The sequence below is a fragment of the Butyrivibrio sp. genome (assembly GCF_017940685.1).
Taxonomy (GTDB): Bacteria; Bacillota; Clostridia; order Lachnospirales; family Lachnospiraceae; genus Butyrivibrio.
This window is the reverse complement of the sequence record NZ_JAGAYD010000119.1, coordinates 1-14,760: the sequence shown is the minus strand read 5'-3', so window position 1 is coordinate 14,760 and position 14,760 is coordinate 1. Positions and strand designations below refer to the sequence as shown.

Below are 14,760 nucleotides of genomic sequence, written 5' to 3'. Positions count from 1 at the left end.
ATAAGGCTGGGTAGCCACGTCCGGAAGGGATAAACGCTGAAGGCATCTAAGCGTGAAGCCCCCCTCAAGATGAGATATCCCTGACTTGTTCAGTAAGACCCCTTGGAGAGTACGAGGTTAGATAGGCACAAGGTGTAAGCACGGTAACGTGTTCAGCTGATGTGTACTAATAGGTCGAGGGCTTATCCAAACTAGGAGAACTTGACGAGGTATTATCGAGTCTAGTTCGAGTGTTGTTCTGGATCGTGCGCTGCACGAGAGCAGAACTTCCTTATTAGCAATACGGATCATTAGATAGTTTCAGTGTTCGGTTTTGAAGGTACAAAGGAATGTACCATGCGAGAGCATGGTATTGTTGTATCATCAAAAAGATATAATCCTCCTTAGCTCAGTCGGTAGAGCATTCGGCTGTTAACCGAAGTGTCGTTGGTTCGAGTCCGACAGGGGGAGCGATAGCACCTAACGAGGTATTTTCGAGTTTGGTGCGTAGCCTGGATGATCACTTGGCGAGGTTCTTTCGAGCCTAGTGAGGCAGCCAGAGCGATAGTACTTATTAGCTACTTGATCGATAAGGTCGTTTAAAATGCCGGCTCTACTGGCATTCTAAGCTCGACAGGACCTCGCTAAGAATTCCAGCAGGGCCTAAGAGTAAGCGACCGGAATACGGTCGCTAACTCTTAGGCTCCGTGGTCAAGCGGTCAAGACATCGCCCTTTCACGGCGGTAACACGAGTTCGATTCTCGTCGGAGTCATTATTTGGTGACATAGCCAAGCGGTAAGGCACAGGTCTGCAACACCTCGAGCGGCGGTTCAAATCCGCCTGTCACCTCTAAGCCATGAATACTAGTTATTCATGGCTTTTTTTGTGTTATAATTTATCTAGTTTTTGATTTGGAGGTAAGGTATGGCAGAAGAAACAATGAACGATTTTAAGGATGAGATCGACAGATCTTTCCGCAAGGTAAAAGAGGGGGATATTCTTGAAGGAACAGTAATTGATGTGTCAGACACAGAAGTTACTTTGGATCTTAAGTATTACACCCAGGGTATCATCAAGGTAGAGGATCTTAGCAATGATCCCAAGTTCAATATCCACAGGGATATAGCTGTAGGAGATGAGATCTCAGCTACAGTTGTCAGCACAGATGATGGCAGGGGAAATATTCTTTTATCCAAAAAAGAAGCCACACAGGTTCTGGCTTGGGATAAATTAAAGGAATATCTTGAATCAGGCGAGTACGTGGATGTTAAGGTTTCTGAGGCAGTCAAGGCAGGTGCAGTAGCATTCCTTGAAGGTATCAGAGGTTTCATTCCAGCATCAAAGCTTGATCTTAATTATGTGGAAGAGGACCAGATCCCTGAGTTTGTTGGTAAGACCCTAAAGGTTAAGGTAATAACAGTAAACCCAGAGGACAACAAACTGGTTCTTTCAGCGAGAGAATACCTCAAGGAGCAGGCTGATGCCAAGAGAGCTGAGATGGTATCCAATGTCGAGGTTGGCCTTGTTACAGAGGGTGTTGTTGAGAGTCTTCAGAACTATGGAGCTTTCATTAACCTTGGAAACGGACTGTCAGGTCTGGTACACATCTCACAGATCTGCAATCAGAGAATTGCACATCCTTCAGCTGTTCTTAAGGTAGGACAGAAGGTAAAGGTTAAGGTAACAGCCATCAAAGATGGCAAGCTTAGCCTCAGCATGAAGGCACTTGAAGAGATTGCAGCAACTGAGATAACAGAGGAGAAGATTGAGTTTGAGAGCGAGGGAGAGGCAACAACTTCTCTTGCAGATCTACTTAAGAAGGCAGGTTTCTAATAGTATAAGTCTTGGAGGGCGGCAGTATGAGTGATGTAGAGAGATTAAAAGAGCTTATTGATGCATCAGATAATGTAGTTTTCTTTGGCGGCGCTGGAGTATCCACTGAGAGTGGTATTCCGGATTTCAGGAGCAAAGACGGTCTGTACAATCAGCACGATGTCAGATTTGATATGTATCAGCCTGAGTATCTTTTAAGCCATAGCTGTCTTGTATATGAGCCCAAGGTTTACTATGAGTTCCACAGACAGAAGATGGACACCAGAAACATAGAGCCCAATAATGCACATAAGTATCTGGCCAGGCTTGAAGAGATGGGCAAGCTCAAGGCTATCGTCACTCAGAACATCGATGGACTTCATCAGAAGGCCGGAAGTAAGGTGGTTTATGAGATCCACGGAAGTGCCCTTCGGAACTACTGCATGAGCTGCGGAAAAGAGTTCCCTTCTGATTACATTTTTGAATCTAAGGAGCCAATCCCAAGATGCAGTTGCGGTGGTGTAGTAAGACCTGATATCACTCTCTATGAGGAAGGACTTCCAGAGGATCAGGTTTCAGGAGCCATTGATTCAATTGCCAGGGCAGATATGCTGATCATTGGCGGAACATCACTTACCGTATATCCTGCAGCTTCTTTTGTTAATTATTTCAGAGGCAAGAATCTTGTCATTATCAACAGAGACAGGATAGACGTCAGACAGGCAGAGAATACACTTGTCATTAACAGAAAGATTGGTGAGTTGTTTGCTGGACTGGCACAGTTACAGGGAATAGAACTTTAAGAAAACGGTGTAAAATGCTTGCGTTTCTTCTGGAAGTATGGTAATATACCATTCTGTGATAAATTCCTTGCTACTTGACTGATACAAGTAGCCAGAGACCAAAAGGAGGTAACAATAGCATGAACAAATACGAATTAGCCGTTGTTGTTAGTGCAAAGATCGAAGACGACGCAAGAACCGCTGTCATCGAGAAGGTTAAGAGAACTATCGAGAAACACGGTGGTCAGGTAACCAATGTCGATGAGTGGGGCAAGAAGAAGCTCGCTTATGAGATCGAGAAAATGACAGAAGGCTTCTACTATTTCGTCCAGTTCGACGGCGAGCCTACAGCTCCTGCTGAGATCGAAGCTCGTATGAGAATCATGGATGGTGTCATCAGATATTTATGCGTTAAGAACGAGGCTTAAATAGAAGAGGACGAAAAATGAACAAAGTAATTTTATGTGGACGTTTAACAAAAGACCCAGAGGTAAGATATTCACAGGGCGGTGAGCCAATGGCAATCGCAAGATACACTCTTGCAGTTGACCGTAGACGTGGCCGCAACACTGGCGACGGTGAGCAGACAGCAGATTTCATCAGCTGCGTAGCATTTGGTAAGTCTGGAGAGTTTGCTGAGAAATACTTAAAGAAGGGTACAAAGATGATCATCAGTGGCAGGATCCAGACTGGTTCCTACACCAACAAGGATGGCGTCAAGGTCTACACAACAGAAGTGGTTGTAGAAGATCAGGAGTTCGCTGAGAGCAAGAACTCATCATCAAACGGTGGTAGCTACGGCGACAACTACAGCAACAATGCTAGTGCTCCTGCTAGTAATCCTGCACCCACTGCAGCAGGCGATGGCTTCATGAATATTCCTGACGGAATTGAAGAGGAGCTGCCTTTTAATTGATAAGGAGGAATTAGCAATGGCTTTCACAAAGTCTGATAGATCCGATGCTCCTGTAAGGAGAAAAGGTGGAATGCACAGAAGAAAAAAGGTTTGTGTATTCTGTGGCAAGGACAATGTAATTGATTACAAGGATACAGCTAAGCTCAAGAAGTTCGTTTCAGAGAGCGGCAAGATCCTTCCTAGAAGAATTACAGGCAACTGCGCTAAGCACCAGAGAGAGCTTACATCTGCAATCAAGAGAGCTCGTCATCTGGCACTTATGCCTTACGTAGCTGAGTAATCAGTATTAATACAAACTATTAAGACACTTTTTAGAAGAAGTTCTAAGAAGTGTCTTTTTTGTTGTACAATAATAATATGTATTTTAGTGATCCTTAAGTAGTTCCATCTTAATGGCGTTTTCAAGCATTGATGAAAACGAGATAGAACTGATTATTGCAGATGGCGGATCCTCGGGACTGGTATTATTTGTCATGGCCATGGCTGCTTCGACGTAGAATCTCATGTCTCTGTTAGTTGTCATCGCATCAATGTTCATATGGCACCTCCTTGTACACCATGAACTATTACCACAACATCTAGTATCTTATGATTACAATATACACTATATATTCTAAAAAGTGTATTAAACAATCGAGAAATCTTGCTAAAGCAAAATATTACGAGAAAAGAGGATACAATGAAGAAAAAACAAGGAATTCTGTCCTACATACTGATAATCTTAGGAGCAATAATGGCGAGCTTCTCGGTAGCTTTGATACTCCTTCCAAACGACGCCATAGACTATGGAACGGCGGGCGTTGCCATCATCATCAGCAAGGTGACAGGCTTTAACTTGCCGCTATGTGTTTTGGTCGTATTTTTACCATTCATAATTGCGGGATATCTTTTCCTTGGAAGGCAGTTTACCATTAAGGCTGCCTTAGGATCGGTATTCTATATGCTGGGGCTGGACTTTTTTGAAAATATCCCATTTGAAGTAAATACTGAGCATTTCCTGGCAGTGGCCTTTGGAGGAGCGATACTGGGAGCGGGGCTTTCACTGATCCTTAGAAATGGCGGATGCATTGATGGATCAGAAATCCTTGCCAATATTGTGGTAAAAAAGCTGTCGGATAAAACCGGTCGCAACTACAGTATGACACCGGTTCTTCTGGTGTTTAACATGATGGTTTACATCACGGTCTTTGCAGTTATAGATGCAACAGCGGCGCTTCTTAGCCTGTTAGTATACTTTGTTGCCACCATGGTCATCGATCACTACACTGACCACTTCGAATCCATCAAGCAGATCACTATCATTACCCAGGATCCGGACAAGATCATTGCAGACATCAAACAGAAACTCAACAAGACCTGCACTATAATGGATTCAAGAGGAGCCATTGCTGGTGAGAATAACACTTTGATATGCTATATCAGTTACTTTGAACTTCCGCTCATGAAGGAGATCATCTCCACCAACGCCGGAAGCTTCAGTACTGTGTCTACCATTGACGAGATCCTACGGTAAAAGAGCTAACGATAAGCTCTTTTGAAACTTAACAATATAAAGGAGACTTACATGGAACCAATTCGTGACAAGAACGGCCTGACTGAGGCTGAATTTCTAAAAAGCTATAACTCAGATGCGTGGAAGAAACCTGCAGTTACAGCAGATATCTGCATCATTACAAGGGAGGCAGAAAAGAAAATCCTCCTTATCCGAAGGGGGAATCACCCCTGTCTTGGAAAGTGGGCACTGCCTGGAGGATTTTCAGAAGAGGGCGAGAGGATAGAGGAGAGCGCTGCCAGGGAACTGGAAGAGGAGACCTGCATCAAAATGCCGGCAAACGACCTGACTCTTGTGGGAGTCTACAGCAAGCCCGGAAGAGATCCAAGAGGCTGGACTATTACTGCAGCATTTAAAGCACTAGTTAATCCGGATGAGGTAAAGCCCATTGCAGCAGATGATGCAGCAGACGCCAAGTGGTTCACTATAAAAGAAGAGGGCGGAAAAATTTCTTTTGCTGCAGATGAAATCGTTCTGTCACTTGAGGATCTGGCCTTCGATCACTGCGACATCATTACAGACGCACTAAAAAAAGACTGAAATACTAAAGACAAAACTATGGAGATTACGACATGAGAGCAGTAATAACAAGGGTGCTAAACGCATCTGTGACCATAGACGGAAAAGAAATATCATCAATAGATAAGGGATTCCTTGTGCTGTTAGGGGTACACAAGGATGACACAAAAGAGCAGGCTGTAAAGATCGCTGACAAGATCTGCGGCCTTAGAGTATTTGAAGATGAAAACGGAAAAATGAACATAAATCCCAAGGATGCTGGGGCTAAGCTCCTTATAGTGAGCCAGTTTACTCTTTACGCTGACTGCAGTTCAAGAAGACCGGGATTTACTGATGCTGCAAGGCCTGAGATTTCGAAGCCGCTATATGAGCTGGTGGTAGAGGAGTGCAGAAACAGAGGATTTGAAGTTGGGACAGGAGTATTCGGAGCAGATATGAAGGTGGCTTCAGTCAATGATGGACCCGTAACCATAGTGCTCGATGTATAGAGGCAGATGGCCTGGCATATTAAGGAGGTAGTTTATGTGGAATATTATTGTCATACCGTTCCTGGGAACGACACTTGGGGCGGCTACAGTTTTCTTTTTTAAGAATGCCATAGGAGAAAAGACTCAGAGAGCTTTAACGGGATTTGCTTCAGGAGTCATGGTGGCTGCTTCATTCTTTAGCCTGCTGATACCTGCTCTTGATATGACGACGGATATGGGTAAGCTTGGCTTTATTCCGGTGTCCATAGGCTTTGGCATAGGAATGCTGTTTTTGCTTGTACTGGATCTGGTAACTCCGCACATGCACCTTGACAGCAGTGAGGAGGGCCCAAAGAGCGGGCTTAAGAGAACTACAAAGCTAGTACTTGCAGTGACGCTGCACAATCTGCCGGAGGGAATGGCAGTTGGTATTGTTTGTGCAGGGTGGCTCTATGGAAATGAGACAATTTCATTATCTGGTGCGCTGGCTCTTGCTATCGGTATAGCAATCCAGAACTTCCCGGAGGGAGCCATTGTGTCAATGCCTCTTCTTGGAGAGGGGGTTCCTAAGGGTAAGACGTTCCTTTATGGCGTGCTTTCCGGAATTGTAGAACCTATTGGATCGCTGCTTGTAATTGCAGCAGCTTCACTTCTGATCCCCACTATGCCATATCTTTTAAGCTTCGCGGCCGGAGCCATGATCTATGTTGTAGTAGAGGAGCTTATCCCAGAGATGTCAGAGGGTGAGCACTCCAATATCGGAACAATCTCTTTTGCCCTGGGCTTCATATTGATGATGGCTCTGGATACAGGACTTGGATGAATGGTTAGATGATTTAATGCGGTGAATGCTAATGAGGAACAAGATTATTGGATTTAAAAAACTCTTAAAGCGCCTTGGCTTTTTGGGAGTTATACCTTTTATCTTATGGCCATTATTTTTCCTTCTGGTCACATTAGTTGTGTTTAGGACTGAGTATGACATGGCTATGACCATCGTCGAGGACAAGACTACTATAGAAGCTTATGATGTGGCTGAAGATTTCAAGGATTACATCGGACAGGTGACCATGATAGTGGATACTGCCTGCGAAGCTGTTGATGACATGCTAAGGCAGGGGGATTCTGTTGATCAGGTCCAGAAATATCTTGAGCGAAAGACACTTACCCTTAGTTCTATAGCTTCCGGAGACACCAAGGGAATCTATGGCTATGTAAAGGGTCAGTTTGTCGACGGCGATAACTGGGTTCCTGGAGAAGACTATGTTCCCACCGAGAGAGTCTGGTACAAGGAAGCTGTTAAAGCTGATGGCGCCAAGGTTATCATTGATCCGTACATCGACGCAAGAACAGGTAAGCTTGTTGTGACAGCAGCCAAGCTCCTTTCAGATAAAGAGAGCGTTATCGCCATCGACATCTGGGTCAGCAGGATGCAGCAGATGACTGAGGATGTGGCGTGCGCGGATCCTGACCATGAGGTCATGATCATGGACGACGAAGGTAATATAGTCTCTCACTCGATCCCTGAAGAGGTTGGAGAAAATTACAGAGATTCCAAGGATCCTGACAGGAAGAAAATCTACATAGGCCTTCGCAAGAGCGGAGGAAAAGTTTATACGATACATATGGGCGAGAATGAATTTCTTTTGTGCCCAAGAAAAATATTTGATAACTGGACAGTTATCACTATGAACAGCGCCGAACCAGCGATGCAGGAGATACATCAGCTGACAAGGACTGTAATGATATCTGCAATCATAGGTATTATCCTGACCTTGGCAATCGTGTTCTTTATGACCGCTCAAAAAGTCAAGATCATGAACTATGGTGACAATGTGCAGTCCATTGCCAATATCTACGTAACCATGCACAAAGTGGATCTTGATACTCACAGCTTTGAAGTTGTTGCATGCAAGGATCCAAGGATTGTAGAGCTGGTTGATAACGAAACCTACAGCTCGGCAGATGAGATCATGAAAACAGTTGCCTCACATGTAAGCGATGACAGGTCAAAAAAGGAATTAATAGAATTTCTAAAGCTTGATAACCTGAATGAGCGAATGGGACAGCAAAACACCATAAGTATCGAGTTTTTGAACATTGATCACAAGTGGAATCGTGGAAGATTCATCGTTGCAGAAAGGAACAGCGACGGATCAATTAAGTCTGTGATCTGGGCTGTCGAGAATATAGATACTGAGAGGCGCTCGCGAGATGAGCTTAAGTATCTGGCAGAGACGGATCAGCTCACCATGCTGAACAACCGTGGCAGCGGCGAAAGCAAGATAAGGGATGCTCTTAAGGGCGGTGAAGGCGGAATGTTTGTACTTTTTGATGTTGACCGCTTCAAGAGCATAAACGATAATTTCGGACACAACGTGGGCGACAAGGTCCTTGTTGCGATAGGAGCCGCAGTCCGCAAAACCTTCAGGGAAAATGACATTATCCTGCGCCTTGGCGGAGACGAATTTGCAGCGTTCACACCAGGCATTTACAGCATGGAGGCAGGAAAGCCTGTTGTTAAAAGACTTATTTCTTCTATCGAAAGCATGAATGTGCCGGAGTTGTCCGGAATGATAGTAAATGTCAGTGTAGGTGTGGCGTTCTATCAGCCTGATGATAACTACTCCTTTGAAGAACTCTACAAGCACGCTGACAGCTGTACCTATGAGAGTAAAAAGACAAAAGGAAGCTTTGCAACCTTCTATCAGAATGCTGCAGATTTCTAATTATTCTAAATTGTGATATACTCTTCTCTGGAAAAAGTATTCTAGAAAGGGGAAAAGAAATATGTTTAATGGATTAGGTCTTCTTACAGGACTTATCGTAGGAGCAATCGCTGGATGGCTTGCAGGAAAGCTCATGAACAACGAGGGCGGCCTTCTTAGGAATATCATCCTTGGTGTAGTTGGAGGCATCGTTGGAAATCTTATCCTTGGTCTTGTAGGTATCCACGGAAGCGGAATCCTTGGCAATCTGATCGTTGGAATCATCGGTTCCTGCATCGTGATCTTTGCTGGTAAAAAGCTTCTTAAATAATCAGGAAAAGAAATAGAAAGATCCGGTAGACTTTTGGAAGTCCGCCGGATCTTTTTTCGTTCATTTTTATTATTCCCAAAAGAGCTCGTCTAATGTCTTGCCAAGCTCTTTGCAAATAGCGATGCAGAGATTGATGGTGGGGTTGTAGTCCCCTTTTTCAATAGCACTTATTGTCTGCCTTGAGACGCCGCACTTTTTAGCAAGATCGTCCTGAGACAGATCAAGAGCAGCCCTTGCAGATTTTAATCGTAGATTCTTCATATATTAGTCCTCCTCTTCAGAGCTGTTTTTGCCAGTAAGTTTCTTGATGATAAATACGATTCCAAGTACAGCCATCATGACAAGGACCATGATGTTAAGGATAGGAAGGCCAATCTTGCCATCCTGGATCAGGGTTCCCATGCTGGCCTGACCAATTACTGGGATAAGGTTAAAGATGGTGCATACTACGAAGATAGCGTAGTAGGTCTTTTTGTTGTTGTTAAGTCCCCAGTATACGTCATTCCAGATGCAGTAAACTCCAAGTACAATAACTCCAATGATCAGGCCAACACAGTGAACTGCGTATGACTCTATTGGGAGACTAAATTCTCCGATATCAATGATCATCATCAATACTTCGTAAAAGAGAATTGTGTAGAACGCGTACATATATCCCTTGCCACGGATAAGCTGCTGTCTCTCGTCATAATCTGTCTTCATCCTGTGGTTGGTGTTGGCTGCCTTGAGAAGTGCAAAGGCGATAACCAGTCCAACGATGATTCCAACTGTAATTCCAACTGATGCTTCAAGTCTCATTTTGTTTCCTCCACTCATAACATATGTAAAATAATTGGTTTGTAGTTTGTTATATGAAAGGTTATGCAAAGGTGACGTCGTTTCTTTGGTTCCTTTCATGAGCTTATAATAAAATCACAATGGAAATATGTCAAGTATATTTTACAAAAATCTTTTATGAGATGAAAATTGTCGGGTGAAATATTGGGTGTGAACATGTAAAAAGCCCTCCTGTTGTGGGCAGGAGGGCTCTTTTGTAAATGTTGATAAAATGTTATTTATTTTCTTTTAATCTTGTTATTTCTGCCATCAGGTTTGCGATGGTTTCATTCTTTTCGGCGATGGTTTCATCTTTTTTAGCGATGATCTTATCATATTTTTCAGCAGTTTCTTTCCTTGCCTGGTCTAGTTCTTCTGCCATAAATCCTAAATATGCCATAGATTTTTCTCCTTTCAACTTCTCGTAAAGCGACTGGTTGATAGTTGTACTTATTCTCAAGACAGCATCAGTAAATCGTTTGTCATCTGGTTCGGTATAACCGTCGGCTTCATTAAGAAAATGTCTTACTGTTTCTTCATCTGCACCTGGCCTCATTATTGATATAGCCTTCAGCCCGTCGTCCGTAAGCTCTCTGATGACAACGATGTAGATTGGGATTACCACTAATCCGCTTATGTGATAAATCCCTTCATTGACCTTCTCGACGGATATCCCCGAATTAGTCAGTCGCTTAAATAGCTTAACCGGTTTCCTGGACCTGAATATCGACATTGTGATCTCATCGGACTTTATTGCGTCTACAGTTGATCCCATACTCTTGTACAGGCAGGCGTATCCAATAACCTTCCACAGGACATCGATATCAAGCTCGTCATTTGGATTCTTGTATTCGATCAGGTTGTAAGTCTTGAACTTGCGCCCAATCGCGTTATCAATGACAACATCATGGCGCTTTTTTATAACAAGGAAATCAACTCGCAGTGGCTCCTTGGAAAGCGGATGTTCCCTCTCAATCTCAATGTCTTTGGCATACTTTCGAAAGCTCAGCATCAAACCGCCTTCGAAACCGGAATGCCAGTCAAGACGTCGTTTCGTATCTTCTTTATTTGGTTTTTTTGACATCTAAATTATAACACCTCCTCCTAGTGTCAACAATGAACGTAATATGTAGCAGAAATATGGGATTGCTGGTCCTATGGACCATGCAGCAGAACGCTGCATTTCGCTCTGAATGAGCACAAGTAATATCTTAACAGCAAATTCTTAAGATTTACCGTCGAAATTTCTTAAGATATTTTTAAGGCCATCAAAAATAGGCATAGACAAAATTTTTTATACCTTTTCACAAAAAATTAATATTTTTTCAAAATTTCTTAATAATATGATGGGTCATATGATGGGTCATAAGTAGAATAAAAAGTGGAGCTTTAACTAGCATTAATGGAGTACTAATTATGAAAGATTTTTTGGAAAAGAGAAACAAACACCGGGGAACCTTCATCATTAAGGTCGAGAACAACAGCAATAACACCTGGCAGGGCGAGGTTGTATGGGCTGAGGAAAATCGATCAGAGAAGTTCAGAAGCGCTCTTGAACTTTTCAAGCTTATGAATGGAGCCATGGATTCACAGTGTGAGCAACAAGACAGTAATACCGAGATGAGAATCGGATAAGCCGTCTTTGCCAATATAGTGTGTAACAAGGGAACAAGATTTTAGGAGGAAAGGTTTATGTTTAAGAAATGGAACAGGATTCTGGCATTTCTACTCAGCATCGCGCTGGTCACTACAACATTTGGCAGTGATTTTGCAAGCGCAAAAGTTTACGCTGAAGAGAACGGAATCGTAGAAGAGTCAGATGAAACTGAAGAGCCAGAAGAGCCAGAAGAGCCAAAAGAGGAGACCACCATTGCGGATCTCTCTTCCGCTGAAGCAATCCCACAGGATGAGCTTGGTGGAGGAAATGGAGAAGGCTCAGGAAATTCAGAGAATGATGGAGAGGGCACAACACCTGTTGTAACTTCTACTGAGGGAAATGGAGAGGGTACACCTACTCCAGGTGACCCAGTTAATACAACTGATGAGCCAGAATATGAACTCGACGAAAATGGCAACCCTGTTCTTGATGAGAATGGCAATCCTAAACTTAAGGAGAAAGTAGCCGAGGACGAGACTGAGGAAGAAGTAGTTGAAACCGAAGAGGAAGTCGACGGCATCAAGATCTACTACGTAGTTTCTGACGAAGATGCAGGTTCCGTTTCCAAGCAGCGTGAAGTTTTTGCTGAGAACGTAGAGCTTGAGGGTTCAACAGCAGAGGCTTTTGACGGATATAAATTTGTAAACTGGACAGATGAAGATGGAAATGAAGTATGTGATGAGCCAAACTTCACTCCTTCGGCATCTGATCTTGGTGTGTCTGGAGAAGGCGAAGAGTCTGAGGAAGAGGTAAAAGAGATTACATTTACCGCTAACTTCGAAGAAAAAGTAACTTGGAATCAGGAATTTAATCAGTCAAAAACCATTGATGAAGATGGAATTATAGTATCTCTTTATGCTGAACCAAACGTACTTCCTGATGATGCGGAACTCAGAGTTACCAAAATCACTGGTTCACTAGAAGATGATCTTGAAAATGCTGTAGAGGCGGATACTGATAGTACTGAAGAACTTGTTGCGACATATTCTTATGACATTACAATCTATTCTCCTAGCTTGGGAGAAGTTCAGCCTGTTGACGGTAAAGTATCAATTCAATTCTCTGGTATAGAAGAGGGAAAAGAAGATGATACTACCATAAGTGTATATCATGCTGAAGAAGAGGATGGAGAAATCACTGGTTTTGATAAGATTGGTTTTGATGACAAGAAAACTTCAAGCATAGAAGTTCTTTCTGACTCATTTTCACCATATACTGTTGCTATCACTGTGAAGGCTAGTAACACTCAAAACACAACATTTTATGCGAAGATTGTTGATGAAAATTATAACGAGATAAGTGGCATTGTTGAGTACACAGTGCCTTCACTTACAAATAACAAAACTAATTTTGATGTGAGTGCGCTTACAATTGGTGATGTTACTGATTCAAAGGGTAATGTATATGAATTTAGCAAGGCTCAAGTTTATAAATACAACTGGTACCGTGACGTAACAGGATTTAGTGTATCATATAGTGGTAATAGCAATAATAGGAAATATTATGTGAATGCTATTCATCAGTATGGACCAACAGATGTATCAAGCCAAGATAATACACAGTTGTATTTTGTTTATACCAAGAAAGCGGATGGTATAGAAGTTCATATGGTTGATGAAGATGGCGAACCAGTTGGCACAGGTGCTGGTACTGTGACATTCCCTGAGAAGAAGGAGTATCTTGTAGAAGATGTTGCTCCTGCTATTGAAGGGTATAGCTTTGTTAAAGCGACATACACCTTTCCAAATGATATCACAGAATATGATTTAGACAACTTCTACTACTATGAAGGGTTGCTTTGTGTAGAAATCAACGAATCTCGAAAGTACTATTACTATAGAGAGAGTGCTACGGTAAAGTTTTACTATGAGAGTGCCAATGCTGTTGCAAAGAAAAATGTTGAGTGGTATGTAGGTGGAGAAAAGGTCAAGACTACTAAAGTTGCAGTTGGCGAGATGCCATCATTTGGTGGAACTCCAGAGAGATCAAGTGGAAATCTGAATTTCGATTTCGAAGGATGGGTAACAAGTGCAGATTATGGCAGTTCTACAACACGATATAACAATGATTCAATTCCAGTGGTTAAGGAAACAGATGAAACCCTTAAATATTATGCGGTTTTCTCAGTAAGAACATATTTCTATTATTTGCTACCAGGTAAGAGCTATACTAGCAATAGTCCATCTGATTATATGCATGCGGGAATAGGAAAAGTTATTGTTCCTGACGGAATTAGCGGAAGATGGTATAGAGATAAGCATGATCTAGAAAAGTATGTTATGGACATGCCTACTGACAGTGCTATAAGGACTGGCATTAGTACCTATTATAATGGCACACATGGAAGAGATAAATATCAGAGTGACTGGACGTATTCCTTAACTATGCAAACGCTGAGTTTTAATAACACAGCAGTTGGATACGACGAAAAGACTATTGATAATGGAAATACTTTGCATATGGATTGTATTCTTACTCTGGATACAACCGCTAAGGCAACCATTACCTACGTTGTAAATAATTATCCTGATGGTAATCATAAGGGCTCGACAATTTCTCAGCCTGTTATGCATGTAAAGAACACAAGAGTTGAAATCAATAGCACAGTTAGATCTTCAGGTTCATTTACTACTGATACTCTTAAGCTTAATGCTGAGGAAACTGTTGATGGTGTTAGATGTAAATTTGACGGATGGTATACAGACGAGACTTATACCACAAAAGCACCTGACAGAGTAACAGTTACAGGAACTATTACATATTATGCTAGATATGTAGGAAAGACCTACAATATCACTTACGTTTATAACGATGGAACAGACAGAACAACTTCTGCCACAGCTACAGCAGGAACACAGGCTACCGTTATAAATGATCCTACATGGGTAGGACATGCATTCAAGGGTTGGACTACAAGCTTTGATAGCAATACATATTATCAGGGCAATAAGTTTACTATGCCTTCACAGAATGTAACCCTTACAGCTCAGTGGGAATCTTCTAACTTCAAAGTAAAGTATCAGTACACAGGAGACGTACCAGCAGATGCAACAGATCTTCCAGATGATGCATCAGTTGCATACGGAACCCAGAACGTAGCAGTAGCAGCAGATGCAACAGCAGAAGGCTACACATTCAGTGGCTGGTCAACACAGGATGCTACAGTAACAGGTGGCAGGTTCACAATGCCAGCAAACGAAGTAGTATTCACAGGAAGCTT

17 protein-coding genes, 3 tRNA genes and 1 rRNA gene are annotated in these 14,760 nt (G+C 42.6%); 17 read left to right on the top strand and 4 right to left on the bottom strand.

Translation table 11 applies throughout. From position 1 onward, the window contains the following. The 9 genes from J6I68_RS07600 to rpsR all read left to right on the top strand — a co-directional run. Positions 1 to 190 (top strand): 23S ribosomal RNA (locus tag J6I68_RS07600); the annotation flags it as partial. A 187-nt stretch (positions 191 to 377) separates the two neighbouring features. After that, positions 378 to 450 (top strand) — tRNA-Asn (locus J6I68_RS07595). A 230-nt stretch (positions 451 to 680) separates the two neighbouring features. After that, a tRNA-Glu gene (locus J6I68_RS07590) sits at positions 681 to 752 on the top strand. Between the two features lie 6 nt (positions 753 to 758). Beyond that, a tRNA-Cys gene (locus J6I68_RS07585) sits at positions 759 to 829 on the top strand. 75 nt (positions 830 to 904) lie between these two features. Continuing rightward, complete coding sequence (locus tag J6I68_RS07580) at positions 905 to 1,813, top strand: S1 RNA-binding domain-containing protein (protein ID WP_292219147.1); 909 nt, start codon at positions 905 to 907, stop codon at positions 1,811 to 1,813. A 26-nt stretch (positions 1,814 to 1,839) separates the two neighbouring features. Beyond that, positions 1,840 to 2,595 (top strand): NAD-dependent protein deacylase, encoded by a 756-nt coding sequence (locus tag J6I68_RS07575; protein ID WP_292219145.1) that lies wholly within the window; start codon positions 1,840 to 1,842, stop codon positions 2,593 to 2,595. A 119-nt stretch (positions 2,596 to 2,714) separates the two neighbouring features. Further along, complete coding sequence (gene rpsF, locus J6I68_RS07570; protein ID WP_292219142.1) at positions 2,715 to 3,002, top strand: 30S ribosomal protein S6; 288 nt, start codon at positions 2,715 to 2,717, stop codon at positions 3,000 to 3,002. 17 nt (positions 3,003 to 3,019) lie between these two features. Next, on the top strand, positions 3,020 to 3,490 hold the full coding sequence (locus J6I68_RS07565; protein WP_292219140.1) for a single-stranded DNA-binding protein: 471 nt from the start codon (positions 3,020 to 3,022) through the stop codon (positions 3,488 to 3,490). Between the two features lie 16 nt (positions 3,491 to 3,506). After that, on the top strand, positions 3,507 to 3,770 hold the full coding sequence (rpsR, locus tag J6I68_RS07560; RefSeq protein WP_024866345.1) for a 30S ribosomal protein S18: 264 nt from the start codon (positions 3,507 to 3,509) through the stop codon (positions 3,768 to 3,770). A gap of 84 nt (positions 3,771 to 3,854) precedes the next feature. Here the strand turns inward: rpsR and J6I68_RS07555 are convergent, their stop codons facing one another. Continuing rightward, positions 3,855 to 4,028, bottom strand: a complete 174-nt coding sequence (locus tag J6I68_RS07555) for a hypothetical protein (protein WP_292204178.1) — start codon at positions 4,026 to 4,028, stop codon at positions 3,855 to 3,857. A gap of 141 nt (positions 4,029 to 4,169) precedes the next feature. Between J6I68_RS07555 and J6I68_RS07550 the strand changes: the two genes are divergently transcribed. The 6 genes from J6I68_RS07550 (at position 4,170) to J6I68_RS07525 (ending at position 9,067) form a co-directional block, all read left to right on the top strand. Continuing rightward, entirely contained in the window at positions 4,170 to 5,003 is an 834-nt protein-coding gene (locus J6I68_RS07550) for a YitT family protein (RefSeq protein ID WP_292219139.1), read from the top strand. A 51-nt stretch (positions 5,004 to 5,054) separates the two neighbouring features. Further along, on the top strand, positions 5,055 to 5,582 hold the full coding sequence (locus tag J6I68_RS07545) for an NUDIX hydrolase (RefSeq protein ID WP_292219133.1): 528 nt from the start codon (positions 5,055 to 5,057) through the stop codon (positions 5,580 to 5,582). Between the two features lie 32 nt (positions 5,583 to 5,614). Continuing rightward, on the top strand, positions 5,615 to 6,049 hold the full coding sequence (gene dtd / locus J6I68_RS07540) for a D-aminoacyl-tRNA deacylase (protein ID WP_292219130.1): 435 nt from the start codon (positions 5,615 to 5,617) through the stop codon (positions 6,047 to 6,049). 34 nt (positions 6,050 to 6,083) lie between these two features. After that, a complete protein-coding gene (locus tag J6I68_RS07535) occupies positions 6,084 to 6,851 on the top strand; it encodes a ZIP family metal transporter (protein ID WP_292219127.1) in 768 nt (255 codons plus the stop codon). A 31-nt stretch (positions 6,852 to 6,882) separates the two neighbouring features. Continuing rightward, complete coding sequence (locus J6I68_RS07530; protein WP_292219124.1) at positions 6,883 to 8,757, top strand: sensor domain-containing diguanylate cyclase; 1,875 nt, start codon at positions 6,883 to 6,885, stop codon at positions 8,755 to 8,757. 61 nt (positions 8,758 to 8,818) lie between these two features. Beyond that, entirely contained in the window at positions 8,819 to 9,067 is a 249-nt protein-coding gene (locus J6I68_RS07525; protein ID WP_292219122.1) for a GlsB/YeaQ/YmgE family stress response membrane protein, read from the top strand. A 69-nt stretch (positions 9,068 to 9,136) separates the two neighbouring features. Here the strand turns inward: J6I68_RS07525 and J6I68_RS07520 are convergent, their stop codons facing one another. From J6I68_RS07520 to J6I68_RS07510, 3 genes are all read right to left on the bottom strand, one after another. Beyond that, positions 9,137 to 9,328, bottom strand: coding sequence for a helix-turn-helix transcriptional regulator (locus tag J6I68_RS07520; RefSeq protein ID WP_292219119.1), 192 nt, complete (start codon positions 9,326 to 9,328; stop codon positions 9,137 to 9,139). Positions 9,329 to 9,331: 3 nt separating this feature from the next. Then, on the bottom strand, positions 9,332 to 9,865 hold the full coding sequence (locus tag J6I68_RS07515) for a hypothetical protein (protein WP_292219117.1): 534 nt from the start codon (positions 9,863 to 9,865) through the stop codon (positions 9,332 to 9,334). 253 nt (positions 9,866 to 10,118) lie between these two features. Continuing rightward, positions 10,119 to 10,967: a hypothetical protein gene (locus tag J6I68_RS07510; protein ID WP_292219115.1), complete on the bottom strand. Its 849-nt coding sequence runs from the start codon at positions 10,965 to 10,967 to the stop codon at positions 10,119 to 10,121. Between the two features lie 332 nt (positions 10,968 to 11,299). Between J6I68_RS07510 and J6I68_RS07505 the strand changes: the two genes are divergently transcribed. Both J6I68_RS07505 and J6I68_RS07500 read left to right on the top strand, forming a co-directional pair. Continuing rightward, the gene (locus J6I68_RS07505; RefSeq protein ID WP_292219113.1) at positions 11,300 to 11,518 is read left to right on the top strand and encodes a hypothetical protein; all 219 of its coding nucleotides are present in this window, start codon (positions 11,300 to 11,302) and stop codon (positions 11,516 to 11,518) included. 57 nt (positions 11,519 to 11,575) lie between these two features. Further along, positions 11,576 to 14,760 (top strand): InlB B-repeat-containing protein (locus J6I68_RS07500; protein ID WP_292219111.1); only part of this gene is annotated, 3,185 nt, incomplete at its 3' end.